12 protein-coding genes are annotated in these 15,644 nt (G+C 67.1%); 3 read left to right on the top strand and 9 right to left on the bottom strand.

Annotated elements, in window-relative coordinates; translation table 11 throughout:
• Window positions 1–9: 9 nt before the first annotated feature.
• From tgt to ACW7G3_RS09325, 6 genes are all read right to left on the bottom strand, one after another.
• Window positions 10–1,140, bottom strand: coding sequence for a tRNA guanosine(34) transglycosylase Tgt (gene tgt / locus ACW7G3_RS09350; RefSeq protein WP_456982502.1), 1,131 nt, complete (start codon window positions 1,138–1,140; stop codon window positions 10–12).
• Window positions 1,137–2,174, bottom strand: a complete 1,038-nt coding sequence (locus ACW7G3_RS09345; protein WP_456974622.1) for an ABC transporter ATP-binding protein — start codon at window positions 2,172–2,174, stop codon at window positions 1,137–1,139. Before ACW7G3_RS09345 ends, tgt begins: the two co-directional genes overlap by 4 nt.
• Window positions 2,171–3,859 (bottom strand): ABC transporter permease, encoded by a 1,689-nt coding sequence (locus ACW7G3_RS09340; protein ID WP_456982500.1) that lies wholly within the window; start codon window positions 3,857–3,859, stop codon window positions 2,171–2,173. The genes ACW7G3_RS09345 and ACW7G3_RS09340 overlap by 4 nt, the downstream gene beginning before the upstream one ends.
• A gap of 31 nt (window positions 3,860–3,890) precedes the next feature.
• Window positions 3,891–4,994 carry a Fe(3+) ABC transporter substrate-binding protein gene (locus ACW7G3_RS09335; RefSeq protein WP_456982498.1) on the bottom strand — a complete coding sequence of 368 codons (1,104 nt, stop codon included), beginning with the start codon at window positions 4,992–4,994 and terminating at the stop codon, window positions 3,891–3,893.
• Between the two features lie 79 nt (window positions 4,995–5,073).
• Window positions 5,074–6,123 carry a tRNA preQ1(34) S-adenosylmethionine ribosyltransferase-isomerase QueA gene (gene queA, locus ACW7G3_RS09330; RefSeq protein WP_456982496.1) on the bottom strand — a complete coding sequence of 350 codons (1,050 nt, stop codon included), beginning with the start codon at window positions 6,121–6,123 and terminating at the stop codon, window positions 5,074–5,076.
• Window positions 6,123–6,554 carry an Lrp/AsnC family transcriptional regulator gene (locus ACW7G3_RS09325; RefSeq protein ID WP_456974614.1) on the bottom strand — a complete coding sequence of 144 codons (432 nt, stop codon included), beginning with the start codon at window positions 6,552–6,554 and terminating at the stop codon, window positions 6,123–6,125. Before ACW7G3_RS09325 ends, queA begins: the two co-directional genes overlap by 1 nt.
• Window positions 6,555–6,740: 186 nt before the next feature.
• Here ACW7G3_RS09325 and ACW7G3_RS09320 point away from each other — a divergent pair, with 186 nt between their 5' ends.
• Window positions 6,741–8,222, top strand: a complete 1,482-nt coding sequence (locus tag ACW7G3_RS09320; RefSeq protein WP_456982494.1) for an aminotransferase class III-fold pyridoxal phosphate-dependent enzyme — start codon at window positions 6,741–6,743, stop codon at window positions 8,220–8,222.
• A gap of 73 nt (window positions 8,223–8,295) precedes the next feature.
• Here the strand turns inward: ACW7G3_RS09320 and ACW7G3_RS09315 are convergent, their stop codons facing one another.
• The 3 genes from ACW7G3_RS09315 to ACW7G3_RS09305 are packed head-to-tail and all read right to left on the bottom strand — an operon-like array spanning window position 8,296 to window position 11,470.
• Window positions 8,296–8,856 carry an inorganic diphosphatase gene (locus tag ACW7G3_RS09315; RefSeq protein ID WP_456982714.1) on the bottom strand — a complete coding sequence of 187 codons (561 nt, stop codon included), beginning with the start codon at window positions 8,854–8,856 and terminating at the stop codon, window positions 8,296–8,298.
• Between the two features lie 26 nt (window positions 8,857–8,882).
• Entirely contained in the window at window positions 8,883–10,301 is a 1,419-nt protein-coding gene (locus ACW7G3_RS09310; protein WP_456982492.1) for a metallophosphoesterase, read from the bottom strand.
• Window positions 10,298–11,470, bottom strand: a complete 1,173-nt coding sequence (locus tag ACW7G3_RS09305; RefSeq protein WP_456982490.1) for a phytase — start codon at window positions 11,468–11,470, stop codon at window positions 10,298–10,300. The genes ACW7G3_RS09310 and ACW7G3_RS09305 overlap by 4 nt, the downstream gene beginning before the upstream one ends.
• Window positions 11,471–11,661: 191 nt before the next feature.
• Between ACW7G3_RS09305 and ACW7G3_RS09300 the strand changes: the two genes are divergently transcribed.
• Window positions 11,662–14,514: a TonB-dependent receptor gene (locus ACW7G3_RS09300; RefSeq protein ID WP_456982488.1), complete on the top strand. Its 2,853-nt coding sequence runs from the start codon at window positions 11,662–11,664 to the stop codon at window positions 14,512–14,514.
• A gap of 436 nt (window positions 14,515–14,950) precedes the next feature.
• A complete protein-coding gene (gene upp, locus ACW7G3_RS09295) occupies window positions 14,951–15,583 on the top strand; it encodes a uracil phosphoribosyltransferase (RefSeq protein WP_456982486.1) in 633 nt (210 codons plus the stop codon).
• The last annotated feature ends 61 nt before the right edge of the window (window positions 15,584–15,644 follow it).

Below are 15,644 nucleotides of genomic sequence, written 5' to 3'. Positions count from 1 at the left end.
AGAGCCCGCTTAAGCGATGGTCCGGTTCGCGTAGAAGGACTCGCGGAAGGCGGCAAAGGTTCCCGCGGCGATCGCCTCGCGCATGCCGGCCATGAGCTGCTGGTAGTACCAGAGGTTGTGCAGGGTGCCCAGGATCGGCCCCAGCATTTCGTTGCAGCGCACCAGGTGGCGCAGATAGGCGCGGGTGTAGCCGCCGGCGCACGCGGCGCAGCCACAGCCCTCCTCGATCGGTCGCAGATCGCGCTCGTATTTGGCATTCCGGATCCGCACGGTGCCGGTGGAAGTGAAATAGTGGCCGTTGCGGGCGTTCCGGGTGGGCATCACGCAGTCGAACATGTCGACCCCGCGGGCCACCGCCTCCACCAGGTCCTCGGGCCTGCCGACCCCCATCAGGTAGCGCGGCCGGTCAGTCGGCAGCTGCGGGCAGGTGTGGTCGAGCATGGCGTTGCGCTCGTCCTCGGTCTCGCCCACCGCCAGACCGCCGATGGCGTAGCCGTCGAAGCCAATGGCCTTCAATCCTTCCGCCGAGCGCGAGCGCAGATCCTGGAATACCCCGCCCTGGACGATCCCGAACAGCGCCGCGTCGTTGCCCTCGTGCGCGCGCCTGGAGCGCTCGGCCCAGCGCAGAGACAGCTCCATCGAGCGCTCGATCACCTTGCGCTCCACCGGCTTGCCATCCACGTGTACCGGCGGACACTCGTCGAAGATCATCACCACGTCCGAGTCGAGCACCTTCTGGATGCGCATGCTCTCTTCGGGGCCCAGGAACACCGTGCTGCCATCGGTCGGTGCCTGGAAGGTCACGCCCTCCTCGCTGATGCGGCGCTTGTGCGCCAGCGAAAACACCTGGAAGCCGCCTGAATCGGTGAGGATCGGCCCATCCCAGCGGGTGAATCCGTGCAGGCCGCCGTGATCGCCGATCACCTCCAGCCCCGGCCGCAGATACAGATGAAAGGTGTTGCCCAGGATCATCTGCGCGCCCAGCGCGCGTACCTGGTCCGGCAGCACTCCCTTGACCGTGCCGTAAGTGCCCACCGGCATGAACGCCGGTGTTTCCACCGTGCCACGGGGAAAGCTCAGCCGCCCGCGCCGGGCCGCACCGTCGCTGGCCAGCAGTTCAAAATCCATGCGTGAAGTCATTGCGCCTTCCCGGCTCCCTGTCCTTGCGCGGCCGGGCGGGCCGGCACCAGGAGTGGCTCGCCAACCAGGCACAGCCTGATCTCGGCGCCCACCTGGGCCGCGTGCTCATCGCACAGATCCACTTCCACCACTTCGCCGCCACCCAGGCGTACGCAGCCGGTATGGTGCGGACCGCGGAAACCCACGCTGACCAGCTGGCCACAGATGCCGCCAGCGGAATCACAGCTCAGCGATTCCGGTCGCAGCAGCACTTCGCCCCCACCGGCCAGACCCACCGCTGCAGCGGACACAAGGCTGCCGCGACCGATGAAATCCGCCACGAAACGGTCGGCAGGGCGCCGGTAAAGCGTCACTGCCGAGTCCCACTGCAGGATCCGACCGCTCTCCATCACCCCGATCCGGTCCGCCATGGCGAACGCCTCGGACTGGTCGTGGGTCACCATCAACACGGTCGTGCCGGTGGCCTTGAGCAGCACACGCAGTTCGGCAGCCAGGCGCTGGCGGGTATCGATATCCAGATTCGAAAAAGGTTCGTCCAGCAGAAGCAGCGCCGGCTCCGGTGCCAGCGCGCGCGCCAGCGCCACCCGCTGCTGCTGTCCGCCGGACAGCTCATGCGGATACGCACCTGCCGAGCCGGCCAGTCCCACCAGCTCCAGCAGCTCGCTTACCCGCTCAGCGCGCCGCGCCCGCGGCTGGCGCTGCAGACCGAATGCCACGTTGGCAGCCACATCCAGATGCGGGAACAGCGCGTAGTCCTGGAACATCATCCCGACCCTGCGCTGCTCCGGGGCCATGCCGCCGTGCGCGTCGGCGATCGGCTTGCCCTCCAGCTCAAGGCTTCCGGCAATCAGCGGCTCAAAGCCGGCGATGGCCCGCAGCACGGTGGTCTTGCCGCAGCCCGAAGCTCCGAGCAGGCAGCCGATCTCACCAGCCTGGAGCTCCAGCGACAGACCATCCACCACCACTTTCATGCCGGCGGACGTCGGATAGCCCACCTGCACATCGTCCAGCCGCAGCAGTGTCTGGTCGCTCACGATGTCTGCTCCCGGCCATAGCCCAGGCCGGTCCGCGCCAACAGCACCACCGGCAGCAGCCCCACCAAAACGATCATCAAGGCCGCCACCGCGCCCTCCTCATAGGTCCCCCGCGAGGCTTCGGCATACAGCCAGGTCGCAAGGGTTTCGAAATTCAGCGGCCGCAGCAGCAGCGTGGCCGGCAGTTCCTTCATGGTATCGACGAACACCAGCAATGCCGCCGCGGCCATTGCCGGGCGCAGCAACGGCAGGTGCACCCGCTGCAGCATCGCCACCGGCGAATGGCCAAGGCTGGCCGCGGCCTGGTCCAGCGAACGCGGCACCCGGGTCAGCCCGGCCTCGATTCCGCCGGCGGATATCGCCAGGAAGCGCAGCATGTACGCGATCACCAGCGCCGTCGCCGAGCCCATCAGCACCATGCGCGGGGCACCGCCAAAGGCGGCGATCACCACGTTGGCACCGTCATCGAACCAGGCCAGCGGCACCAGCAGGCCGATGGCCAGCACGGTGCCCGGCACGGCGTAGCCGAGGCTGGCGATGCGCAGGTTCAGCCCTGCCAGCCTGCTGCGCCGGCGCCCCTGGGCAAGGCGCAGCGCCCAGGCCACCGTGAGGCCGGCCACCACCGTCACCACCGTTGCGGCCAGCGCGATCAGCAGGGTGTTGCGGGCGCTGGCCAGCAGCTGCGGCGACACCCCGCCATTACCCAGCCGATCAAAAGTTTCCCAGGCCAGATGCGCGGCCGGCACCGCAAAGCCGATCAACACCGGCACCACGCCCAGCCCCAGCGCCAGCAAGGCCGGCGCACCGCGCAGCTGCAGCGGGCGCATGGGCCGCGGTCGTTGCGTGGCGGCGTAGCGCTGGCGGCGGCGTCCATAGCGTTCGATCAGGATCAGCAGCACCACGATCGCCAGCATTGCCAGCGCGATCTGCGAGGCCCCCGGCAGGTCGCTGCGGGTCACCCAGGTGGTGTACACCGCCACGGTCAGGGTCTGCACCCCGAGGAATTCCGAAGCGCCGATATCGTTGAGGGTTTCCAACAGCGCCAGCACCGCGCCGATCGCAATCGCCGGCCGCGCCATCGGCAGCGCCACCCGGGTGAACACCCGCAGCGGCGAGGCGCCCAGCGAGCGCGCCGCTTCCAGCAGGCTGGCCGCCTGGGTCATGAACATGGCCCGGGTGGTGAGATAGACGTAGGGATAGAGCACGAAGCCAAGCAGCACGATGCAGCCGGTCAGCGAACGGATATCCGGCAGGCGGAAATCACGCGGACTGTCGTAGCCCAGCAGGCTGCGCAGCACCCCCTGTACCGGCCCCAACGGATGCAGCAGGTCCAGGTAGGAAAACGCCACGATATAGGTGGGCACTGCCAGCGGAAGCAACAGGCCCCAGGACACGAACCGGCGGCCGGGAAACTCGTACGCCGTGACCAGCCAGGCCGCGCCGGTGCCAATCGCGATCACCAGCGCGCCCACCCCGGCCAGCAGGATCAGCGTATTGAGCGCGGAGCGCGGCAGCACATGGACCGCAATATGCGACCACAGCCCGTCGCTGCCCTGCAGCGCGCTCCAGCCAAGCGCCAGCAGCGGCAACAGCATGACGGCCGCGATCACCGTGGCCGCGGGCTGCCAGAAGTCGGGGCGCAACCGCGAAATCGGTTGCGCCCGCCAGGCCGATGCCAGCGTCATCCCACTGCCGCGCTGGCCCGACACCCAGGCATCAGTTGTCGAACCCGACCTTGTCGGCCAGTTCGCTCGCCTGCTTGCGATAGCGCGCCACCTCGGTCAGCGGCAGCGGATCGATCTTCATCTCGCCAAAGCTGGCCACTACCGGATCCAGTTCCACACCTGCCTTCACCGGGTATTCGTAGTTGGCCATGGCGTACATGCTCTGGGCCTCGTCGGACACCAGGTATTCCAGCAGCTGCACCGCGTTGTCGCGGTTGGGCGAGTTGACGGCGATCGCCCCGCCACTGATGTTCACGTGGGTGCCGCCGTCTTCGGCGCTGGCGAACACCGGCCGCACCACCTGGATCGCATCGCCCCACTGGCGCTGCTCGCTGCCCTCTTCGCTGTTCTTCATCCGGCCGACGTAATAAGCGTTGGCAATGCCGATATCGCAGATCCCGGCGAGGATGTCGCGGGCCACGTCGCGGTCACCGCCGGCAGCTTTGCGGGCCAGGTTGTCCTTGACCCCGCGCAGCCACTGCTCGGTAGCCTCGGCGCCGGCGTGGGCGATCATTGCCGCGAACAGACTGGTGTTGTACGGGTGCTGGCCCGAACGGATGCACACCCTGCCCTTCCACTGCGGGTCGGCCAGGTCCTCGTAGGTGAAACCTTCAAGCTCCAGATCCTTGTCGGCATACAGCACGCGGTCACGCAGCGACAGCGCGAACCACTGGCCGTCCTCGCCACGCAGGTGGGCCGGAATCGCCTCTTCAAGCACATCCGAGTCCACCGCCTGGGTGTAACCGGCGTTGACCACGTCCAGCAGATTGCCGGTATCCACGGTCATCAGCACGTCAGCCGGCGATCGCTCGCCTTCGGCGCCCAGCCGCTCCATCAGGCCGTCCTTGAGGAACACGGTGTTGACCGCGATGCCGGTGTTGCCGGTGAATGCGTCCAGCAGCGGCTGGATCAGGCCGGGCTCACGGGTGGTGTAGAGGTTCACCTCGCCGGAAGCGACGGCGTCCGCGCCGCCCGTTGCGGTTGCGGACGGGGAATCCTGCTGCCCCCCGCACGCGGCCAGCAGCAGCGCAGCGCAGGCGGCGGCCAGCAGGCCGGAGGGACGGGACAGGTGGAATGAACGGGACATCGGACGCATGGGCAACTCCACAGAATTGGTCGACGCTCTGGCTTGCCCGGTTGTTAGGTGGCTGGAGCGAAGATGGGAATTGTAATCATTAACGCCGAACGGCGGGGAACAGCAGCATTGCGTCGCCATAGGAAAAAAAGCGGTAGCGCTGCTTTACCGCGTGTGCGTAAGCCCCCAGCACCCGGTCCTTGCCGGCGAAAGCGGACACCAGCATCAGCAGCGTCGACTCCGGCAGGTGGAAGTTGGTCAACAGCGCATCCACGCTGCGGATCCGATAGCCCGGGAAGATGAAGATCTGCGTCTCGCCGGAAAACGGGTGCAGCTCGCCGTCGCCGGCTTCGTTCAGGCGCATGGCGCTCTCCAGCGCCCGCACCACCGTGGTGCCGACCGCGATCACCCGCCTCCCGGCCTCGCGGGTACGACGGATCTGCGCGACCAGCCCCGCGCCCACGTTCAACCACTCGCTGTGCATGCGGTGCGCGTGCACGTCATCCCCCCGCATCGGCAGGAATGTGCCTGCGCCCACGTGCAGGGTGACGTGGCCGAATTCCACCCCGCGCGCCCGCAGCGCCTCCAGCAGCGGCTCGTCAAAGTGCAGGCCCGCCGTGGGCGCCGCCACCGCCCCGGCCTCGCGGGCGAAAACGGTCTGGTAGCGCTCCGCATCGTCCCGGCCCGGGGGGCGCTGGATATACGGCGGCAGCGGCATCCGGCCCGCGTGCAGCAACCACGACTCCAGCGCCTCCGACACTTCAAAGCGCAACAGGTAAAAACCGCCCTCGCGCTCCAGCACCTGCGCGCTGCCGCCGCCATCCAGCTCGATCAGCGATCCCGGTTTCGGCGGTTTGCTCGCCCTCAGCTGCGCGCGGGCCTGCGAATCCGAAAGCACCCGCTCGATCAGGATCTCCACCCTGCCCCCGCTCTGCTTGTTGCCGAACAGGCGCGCGGGAATGACCCGGGTGTCGTTGAACACCAGCAGGTCGCCGGGCTGCAGCAGCGCTGGCAGATCAGCGACGCTGCGGTCATCGAACCCCGCGCTGTCCGGCGGCACCTGCAGCAGCCGGCTGGCGGATCGTTCCGGCAGCGGCGCCTGGGCGATCAGTTCGGGCGGAAGGCGATAGTTGAAGTCGGACTTTTTCATCAGCGCGAAAACTTGGTGGAGAGAATGATGGAGGATGTGGTGCGTTCAACGCCATCGATGGCGCCGATGCGATCGGTCAGGACGTCCATGTCGCCCACCGTAGGCGCGGCCCCGAGCGCCACCAGGTCGGAAGCCCCGCTGACCGAGTGCAGCTCCCGGACTTCCGGGATGTCATGCAGGGCCTGGACCACCGACGCCATCTGCCGCGGCAGCACCGCGATCAGGATGTGCGCCCTGATCTGGGCGCGCTCGTAATCATCCGAGACCCGCACCGTATAGCCCTCGATCACCCCGCGCCGCTCCAGCCGCTCGACCCGGCTGTGCACCGTGGTGCGCGAGAGCTTCAGCCGCCGCGCGATCTCGGCGGTCGACAACCGTGCGTTTTCCCGCAGCACCGAAAGCAGCTGTTCGTCGGCAGGCGTGAGCTTCATGCAGGCCCCATTGGATTCGTCGTTATGACGAAATTATGCACCAATCCGTGCAATCCATACCTTTCAAGCGACGATTTAATTTCCGACAATGGATAGCATGCGTGTCTGCGTGGGCATCTGCCCCCTGCACACGCCGCGCCCCATCTGGGGCGCCCCAACACTTTTTCGAACCTGAGGAACACGCCCATGTCCGTGATCGACAAGCTTTCCGCGCTCCGCGCTCACTCCGGCGCACGCCGCACCAACGGCCTGGACGACGCCATCATCGAGCGCTTCGCCGCTGGCCACCCCGAGCTGGTGGAAGCGATCGAGGCGGCCGCGGAGGAATATGCGCTGATCCGCGCCGAGCACCCGGAGCTGCTGGACCTGGATGAAGACCAGCAGATCGAGAAGACCCAGGCCGACTTCGTCAACTTCTATCCGCAGGACGGCGTGAACCCCTACGTGGCCCTGACCGCCCGCGGCCCATGGATCGTCACACTCAAGGGCGCCGTGCTTTATGACACCGGTGGCTACGGCATGCTCGGCTTCGGCCATGCCCCCAAGCCGGTGATCGACGCCATGGTCAAGCCGCAGGCGCTGGCCAACATCATGACCCCGAGCGTGTCGCAGATGCGCCTGGCCCAGGTGCTTCGCGCCGAGATCGGCCACACCCGCGGCGGCTGCCCGTTCACGGCCTTCATGTGCCTCAACTCCGGCTCCGAGTCGGTGTCGCTGGCTGCGCGCATCGCCGATACCAACGCCAAGACCATGACCGACCCGGACGGCCGCCACGCCGGCCGCACGGTCAAGCGCCTGGTGGTCAAGGGGGCCTTCCACGGCCGCACCGAAGCCCCGGCCCTGTATTCGGACTCCACCCGCAAGGCGTACGAAGGCGCGCTGGCCAGCTACCGCACCGAAGACAGCGTGCTGGTGATCGAGCCGTACGACCTGGACGCGCTGAAGCAGGCCTTCGCCGATGCCGACAGCAACGGCTGGTTCATCGAAGCCATGTTCCTGGAGCCGGTGATGGGCGAAGGCGACCCCGGCCGCAGCGTGCCGCCGGAGTTCTACGCCGCTGCGCGTGAGCTCACCAAGGCCCACGGCTCGCTGCTGCTGATCGACTCGATCCAGGCCGGCCTGCGCGCCACCGGTACCCTGTCCATCGTCGACTACCCAGGCTTCGAGGGCCAGGAAGCCCCCGACATGGAAACCTATTCCAAGGCGCTCAACGCCGGCCAGTTCCCGCTGTCGGTGCTGGCGTGCAACGAGCGCGCCGCCGGCATCTACAAGCGCGGAACCTATGGCAACACCATGACCGCCAACCCGCGCGCCGCCGATGTCGGCTCGGCGGTGCTGGGCATGGTGACCCCGCAGGTACGGGCCAACATCCAGCAGCGCGGCCGCCAGGCGGTGGAGAAGCTGGAGGCGCTGAAGGCCGAGCTGGGCGGGCTGATCACCAAGGTGCAGGGCACCGGCCTGCTGTTCTCGTGCGAGCTGTCGCCGGAGTTCAAGGGCTATGGCGCGGGTTCGAGCGAGGAGTGGCTGCGCGAAAACGGCCTGGGCGTGATCCACGGCGGCGAGAACTCGCTGCGCTTCACCCCGCGCTTTGAAATGGGCGAGGACGAGCTCGACCTGCTGGTCGACATGGTTCGCCGGGTGCTGAAGGAAGGCCCGCGCAAGGCCTGACTACACGGCCCGGGCACCCGCCCGGGCCTTTGCTTGCCTGTGCAGGAGTGCGCCATGCGCGCTCCTGCCGGGATCATGGGCCGATCAGGGAATCGCTGACCAGGGCGCGGGCTTCTGCGGCATCGCCGAAGCCGTGCAGGCGCACCGGGCTTGCCTCTTCGCCGCCTGGCAGGTCCTTGTACACACGGAAGAACGCTTCGATCCTCTCGAGCTCCATTGCCGGCAGGTCGGCAAGTTCCCGCACGCCCGCATAGTGCGGATCCACATCGTCGGCGGGCACGCCGATGAGCTTGGCGTCTTCCTCTCCGCCGTCCAGCATGCGCAGCACCCCGATCGGACGGAACCTGATCAGCACGCCCGGATGCAGCGGCGCCCGGGTCAGCACCAGCGCGTCGAGGGGATCGGCGTCGCCGGCAAGCGTGCCGGGCATCGAGCCGTAGTTCGCCGGGTACACCACCGGCATCGACAGGAAGCGGTCCACATGCACGTGGCCGTCCGCGTCGATCTCGTACTTGGTGAAGCTGCCGGCGGGGATCTCCACCATCAGCAGGGCCTCGTCCGGCGCCATCGCGGGCTGCAAAGGCCCGCCCGCGCTGGCCATGCCTGCAGCCATCAGCGCAAAGGCCACCCCCATGCAGGAGCGCGTCACGCGTGTGATGCTCATTCCCAGCAGCGGTCGGTGCGGCCCTTGAGGGTCGCGGGACGGGGGCAGTCACGCTGGTCGATCCTGCCTTCCATACGCTCCACCAGCTGGCGACCCGAAGCACGATCCCCCACCAGCGAGAACGCGTCGTACAGGCGACCGGTCACGGTGCGGGACTCGTAGCGCAGTTCGCCGTCTTCGATCCGGATCACCTGGAACAGCTGGGTGTCCTCAGCCACTGGCGCCATGGTGTCGCGGGCCTCCGGCGACAGCCGGTACTGCTTGGCGCCCACCACGCTGACCAGGTACTGCGGCGTGCCCTGCCCTTCCACCAGGCCGCCGCGACGGCCGTAGACGTGGTCATGGCCCTGCAGCACCAGATCCACCCGGTGCCGCTCGAGCACCGGCAGCACGTGTTCGCGCAGCAGCGCGTTGTCGCGATCCTGGCGGGGCGAGAACATCGGCTGGTGGATGGCCACGATGAGCCACTCCGGCGGATTCGCCGACAGCACGTCGTCCAGCCATCGCGCCTGTGTCCGGGCGGTGCCCAGGTCCAGCGCGGAGGTGCCGTCCAGCACCACGAAGCGCGCATCGTGCATGTCGAACCAGTAGGTGCTTGCTTCCGCACCCGGCGCGCCGTTGTCCGGCAGCGCATGCGCGTGTGGCCAATGGGCACCGAGCACGCGCCGCTCCTGCGGCGTGTCCTCGAATTCCTTGGCGTATTCGTGGTTACCGGTCACCGGTGCGACCAGCATGGTCGCCGTCACCGGCGCGACTGCATCAAACCACTCACCCCACTCGCTGTCGTCCTCGCCGTCGCCACCGCTGACCTGGTCACCGGTGAACAGCGCCAGGCGCGCCCGCGGCGCATGGCGCAATGCTTCCAGCACCGCACGGGTGGAATGGCTGGCGTTCTTGTTCTGGGTGTCGGCAAAGTACAGAAACTCCAACGGCTGGCCTGATTGACCGGCGGTACGCAGCTGCCGCCAGGGGCTCCACCAGCCGTTCGCCCCTTGCACCCGGAACGCGTACAGCGTGTCCGGCTCGAGCCCGTCAACCTCGACCCGATGCTGGTGCCCTGCCCCGGTCTCCGACTCCAGCCTGCTGCTGCGGGCCACCAGTCTGCGCGGCTCGCCCGGGTCCGGTGAATCGCCGGCCAGCGCAACCTCCAGCACCGGGCTCTCAATCGCCAGCGAGGTGCGCCACGCCACCTGGAAGCCGCGCGCCGGATCGGCGGCGGGAGAAGCAATGATCCTGTCCGGATGCGCAGCCGGCGCATAGTGCAGGTCGCCCGGAGGCACGAGGACATTGGGTTCCAGCTGCCGCGGCTGCGACGCACCAGTATCGGCAAGCGCCAGGCCCGGAGCGCCCAGCAGTGCCGCCAGCAGCAGTACGGCCAGGCCGCGATTCAGGGGGCGCATGGCAACGGGTTTCATCGCGGACACTCCTGCAGTCCCAGGCCCACCGCAATCTCGCGCCAGTCGATGGCCACCATGCCCTGGTCGTCGTGCACTGCATACAGCACACCGGCCGGGAAGCGCGGCGTGGGTTGGTCATGCAGCCAGATGCCGTCGGTGTTGGCAACGGTGGTGCCGGTCACGGCGCCAACGTGTTCCAGGCTTTCACGGTCGAACAGATGGAAGGTGGTCCGGTCGCGGCCCTGGGCGGTGGTGATCCACCAGCCGTCGCCATTGCCGCAGGCCTTGAGCATGATGCCCTCGGCCTGGGCTTCCAGCACGCTGTCGCCTACAAGCTCGCCGGTGAAGTTGCCTTCCAGGTCGTACACCTTGAACTCGTTTGAATAGGTTTCGTCTTCCTCGGCCACCAGCAGGCGGTTGTTGGCGGGGTCACCCCACAGTGACTCCACCACCCGCAGCGCGCCTTCGGGAGAGGTGTCGCCAAACGCGCCGAGATGCTTCGCACCGGCATCCCCTTCCTCCGGATTGAAGACAAAGCGATGCACCCGGCGGTCCAGCTCCGCGAGCGGCGGCAGGATGTCTTCGCCTTCCGCGTCCTCACCGGCCATATAGGCGTCGGTGACATAGAGCTGGTAGCCATCGCCCACGGCGTGTATCCACAGGCCATAGGGCAGTTCGAGCACGTCGCTGCCGAACATGGCCACCGTTTCCATGCCCGGCAGCTGCAGCACCTGCACACGGCGGTTATCGCGTTCGACCACGAAGGCCAGGTCATCCGCCACCGCGATTCCGTTGGGACGATCGAACTCGCCACGGCCTGCGCCCGGCCCACCCACGTGCCGCACGAACTTCCCGGTGAAGCCGTCGTAGACCACCAGTCGGTCGGTGGACTTGGCGGTGGCCAGCACCAGCACCTCGCCGTCCGGACTGCTCCAGCTGGCCACCGAATCGATGTTGTCTTCCGGCGTCATCGGCGTGGCGAAGGTCTCGTTCACCAGCACGGGGCCGAGTGCGGCTTCGTCGGCCGCGCCATCAGCGGCGGCGGGCGCGGCCAGCTCCTGCTGGGCGCAGGCGGCCAACGCAAGCGCCAGCAGGCTGACGCCGGCCAGGCGCCAGCCCCGCACCGTGGAGCGGCTGCCGCAAGCGAAGAAGGAGGAGGAAGGTCGGGAGGAACGGCAGATCGTCATTGGCTGGTCACAAAGGCATTGGAAAGCCGGCGATTGTCGCCAGCGCATGTGTCCATTCGATGACAGGCAGGCGCCGCTGTAAGCGAACTGCAGCAATTCAGTCATAAGGCGGCAACCACCCCCCGTGACCATATGCGGCATCCGCGATCACCCCCGACCGCGCTTCCACCTGTCCGTTACCAGAGTAATCAATGACCATCCAACGCTCACTGATCGCTGCCGCCATCGCCTCCGCACTCACTTTCGCCGCCGCTCCCGCCCATGCCGAGCCCCAGGCGGCCGCCCTCGTCGGTGAAGCCGTCTCAGCAGGCACCATCGTAGGCCGCGTGCGCGAAGCCTCGGTTGGCGCATCCCTCGACGGCGCCATGGTGTCGCTCGACGGTGAACAGGTGGCGATCACCCGCCGCAACGGCGAGTTCCGCATTGCAGGCGTATCGCCCGGTGTCCACACCGTCACCATCGACTATCTCGGCTACCACAGCGTGGACACCCAGGTGGAGGTGCCCGCACACGAGGGCGCACGGGTAGAGGTCAGTCTGTACAGCACTGCCGGCGCCGCCGATGCCGCCACGCTGGGCACCGTGGAAGTGCGCGCCACCCGCGACGCCAACGCGCAGGCCCTCAACCAGCAGCGCGCCTCGACCAACTACATCAACGTGGTATCGGCCGACCTGCTGGGCCAGTTCCCGGACAACAACATCGCCGAATCCACCCAGCGCATTCCCGGCGTGTCGATCGAGCGCGACCAGGGCGAAGGCCGCTACGTGACCATGCGCGGCGCGCCCAAGGAGTTCACCACCGTCTCCATCGACGGCGTGCAGCTTGCCAACCCGGATGCGGAAAGCCGCGGCGTTGAGCTGGACACCATCCCCGCGGACGTGATCGCGGCGCTGGAAGTGACCAAGGCACTGACCCCCGACATGGACGGCGACGCCATCGCCGGCAACATCAACATCCGCACCCAGAGCGCGCTCGACCGGGATGGTCTGACCCTGCGCGCCTCGGCGGCGCAGGGCGCGTTCGAACTCGGCAGCGGTGACAACGAGCGTTACAACGCCACTATCGGCAACCGCTTCGGCGCAGACGACAACATCGGGATCCTGATCGCCGCCTCGCGCAGCAAGCAGGAGCGCTTTACCGACAACGTTGAAGCCGTGTTCGACGATTTCGACGGCGTGATCATGCCTGCGGAAATCGAGGTCAAGGACTACGAAGGCACCCGTACCCGCACCGGCCTCACCGGCCGCTTCGACTTCCGAATCAACCCTGACAACCTGCTGTACTTCATTGCCTCGGACTCGTCCTTCAAGGACCGCGAGTTCCGCGACGCCATGGCGATCGAGCTCGAGCGTCACGAGGACGGCTCCGACGAGGTCACCGGCGTGGCCGGTCGCGCCACATTCGACAAGGAGCTGCGTGAACGCACCTACGACAAGTCGATCCGCACCTACAACCTTGGTGGCGAACACTGGCTGGGCCAGGACTGGAAGCTGGACTGGCAGGCCGCGCAGAGCAAGGCCGACAAAACCACCAGCCCGCGGATGCAGTACATCTTCCGCTCGCAGGTGCGTCCGCGGATGGCCTATGACTACAGCAATCCGGACTTCCCCGAGTGGACGATCCTGGACGTGGCCGATGCCCCCGCCACCGGTGTCAACCTGCCGGAGGACTGGTACCAGTTCCGACGCCTCAACGACCGCTATGAATACAGCGAGGAAAAGGAGAACAGCTTCCGCGTCGATCTGAGCCGCGACCAGAATTTCATTGGCGAAAGCGGCGACATCAAGTTCGGCCTGCGCGCGCGCCAGCGTGACAAACTGTTCAACGAAGAGCGCCATCGCAACAGCTCGGCGGCCGATTTCGATGCGATGGGCATCGGCTATTCGGACCTGCTATGCGACAGCTGGTCCAACAACTTCGACTACTTCCTGACCGGCCGCCGCTTCTGTCGCGATGTGTTCTCCAGCAATGCCGGCCCGCTGATCGGCAGCGACAACCACGGCCGACTGATTGCCGACTCGATCACCGCCGACTACACGGCTTCCGAAGACGTCTACGGCACTTACGTGCGCCTGGATGCCAACTGGGGCGACCTGACCATGATCGCTGGTGCCCGCTACGAGCACACCGAGCTGGAGGGCAGTGCCACGGAATTCAATGAGGACACGGAGGAGTTCACCCCGCAGCATGCCAGTCGCAGCTACGGCCACTTCCTCCCGAGTCTGCACTTCCGCTACGAGTTCGATCCGGACACCATCCTGCGCGCTTCGTACTCGACCGGCCTGAACCGCCCGGACTTCATGCACACCGCGCCCTACCGGATCCGCGGCGAGCGTGACTGGGACGATCTCTCGGTCGGCAACCCCAACGTGAAGGCGGCTTACGCGCACAACCTCGACGTGTCCTTCGAGCACTACCTGCGCCCGCTGGGCCTGGTATCCGCCGCGGCCTTCTACAAGCGCATCAATGACCCGCTGTTCGTGGCCAGCAGCACCGTGGTGTGGGAAGACGTGGTGATGGATGACGGCGAAATCCGCGATATCCGCCAGGACGTCACCCGCCCGGAGAACGGCGACAAGGGCAGCATGTACGGCCTGGAACTGGCCTGGCAGCAGACGTTTGACATGCTGCCCGGTCCGTTCGACGGCCTGGGCGTGTATGCCAACTACACCTGGGCGAAGTCAAAGGCCGAGCTGCCGTTCGGCCTGGGCGAGACCGAGCTGCCCGGCACGTCGCGCCACAACTACAACCTGGCGCTGACCTACGAGAAGTCGGGCTTCAACGCGCGCCTGGCCTACAACCACCGTTCGGAGTTCATCCAGGAGTTCAACATCACCAACCCCGAGCTCAACATTCTCTGGGACGGCCGCTCGAGCCTGGATTTCACCACCAGCTATCGCTTCGACAGCGGCATCAGCCTGTTCGGCGAGGTCAACAACATCAACGACACCCGTCAGGTGCGCTACCAGGGCCAGCGCAACCGCGTGCTGGAGATGGAGGGGTTCGGTCGTTCGTGGCTGGTGGGCGTGCGCTACGACTACTGATTTCACGCTGTCCTGACCCAGGAAACGGGGCCGGTTGATCCGGCCCCGTTTTTTTGTGCGCGGGCTTTCCGGGGCGGGGGCCGGCCTTGGACTCCGGGCACCCCGGCGGCGCCGGGGCACGCGGCTGGGGCCGGAGCTCCGCCAGGCCACGGCTCACCCCAACGTTATTGGCGGCTCTCCTGTAGGAGCGCGCCATGCGCGCGAAGCCGCGTGACATTGGGCAACACGATGGAGCTTCGAGAGCGGCACCGGCACCGGCACCGAGACTACGCCGCGCGATCATGATTCACGCGGCTTCGCGCGCATGGCGCGCTCCTACACGGACTCCGGTCCAGGACCACGCAGCGAGTGATGCAGGCCATGATGGGGTGGCCGCTGCAACTTCCTTGGGTTCTGGGCGACACTGGCGGATGCCTTCGTCGCGCCACTGACCAATATGAAAATTATCGAAGTCCAACACCCGCTGGTGCAGCACAAACTCGGCCTCATGCGCCGGCTCGACAACAGCACCAAGACGTTCCGCGAGCTGTCGGCCGAGGTGGCAGCCCTGTTGACCTACGAGGCCACGGCGGATCTGGAAACCGAAGATGCCGAAGTCGACGGTTGGGCCGGGGCGGTGCGGGTTCGCAGGATCAAGGGCCGCAAGGTGACCCTGGTGCCGATCCTGCGAGCGGGAATCGGCATGCTGCCCGGGGTGCTGGAGATGATTCCCGCGGCCAAGGTCAGCGTGGTGGGCCTGGCCCGCGACGAAGACACGCTGGCGGCGGTGACCTATTACGAGAAGCTTGTCGACAACATGGCCGACCGCACCGCCCTGATCCTGGATCCGATGCTGGCCACCGGCGGCACCCTGATCGCCACCATCGACATGCTCAAGGCGGCAGGCGCGACCCGGATCAAGGGGCTGTTCCTTGTGGCCGCGCCGGAAGGATTGCGTGCGGTCGAAGCCAGGCACCCCGACGTGGAGATCTACACCGCATCCATCGACGATCGCCTGGACGAACGCGGCTACATCCTGCCCGGCCTCGGCGACGCCGGCGACAAGATCTTCGGCACCCCCGGCAGCTGACTCTCCCCTGTAGGAGCGCGCCATGCGCGCGAAGCCGCGTGAATCATTCCCGTACGTGGCG

The sequence above is a fragment of the Luteimonas sp. A478 genome, assembly GCF_054052025.1.
The sequence above is the reverse complement of the archived record's forward strand: the minus strand, read 5'-3'. Positions and strand labels throughout refer to the sequence as shown.

Excerpts from the sequence above, each read along its gene's own strand:
- ACW7G3_RS09310 (WP_456982492.1), bottom strand. The coding sequence starts at position 10,301 with ATGAAACCCGTTGCCATGCGCCCCCTGAATCGCGGCCTGGCCGTACTG.
- ACW7G3_RS09320 (WP_456982494.1), top strand. The coding sequence starts at position 6,741 with ATGTCCGTGATCGACAAGCTTTCCGCGCTCCGCGCTCACTCCGGCGCA.
- tgt (WP_456982502.1), bottom strand. The coding sequence starts at position 1,140 with ATGACTTCACGCATGGATTTTGAACTGCTGGCCAGCGACGGTGCGGCC.
- ACW7G3_RS09305 (WP_456982490.1), bottom strand. The coding sequence starts at position 11,470 with ATGACGATCTGCCGTTCCTCCCGACCTTCCTCCTCCTTCTTCGCTTGC.
- upp (WP_456982486.1), top strand. The coding sequence starts at position 14,951 with ATGAAAATTATCGAAGTCCAACACCCGCTGGTGCAGCACAAACTCGGC.
- ACW7G3_RS09300 (WP_456982488.1), top strand. The coding sequence starts at position 11,662 with ATGACCATCCAACGCTCACTGATCGCTGCCGCCATCGCCTCCGCACTC.
- ACW7G3_RS09315 (WP_456982714.1), bottom strand. The coding sequence starts at position 8,856 with ATGGGGGTGGCCTTTGCGCTGATGGCTGCAGGCATGGCCAGCGCGGGC.
- ACW7G3_RS09340 (WP_456982500.1), bottom strand. The coding sequence starts at position 3,859 with ATGACGCTGGCATCGGCCTGGCGGGCGCAACCGATTTCGCGGTTGCGC.
- queA (WP_456982496.1), bottom strand. The coding sequence starts at position 6,123 with ATGAAAAAGTCCGACTTCAACTATCGCCTTCCGCCCGAACTGATCGCC.
- ACW7G3_RS09325 (WP_456974614.1), bottom strand. The coding sequence starts at position 6,554 with ATGAAGCTCACGCCTGCCGACGAACAGCTGCTTTCGGTGCTGCGGGAA.
- ACW7G3_RS09335 (WP_456982498.1), bottom strand. The coding sequence starts at position 4,994 with ATGCGTCCGATGTCCCGTTCATTCCACCTGTCCCGTCCCTCCGGCCTG.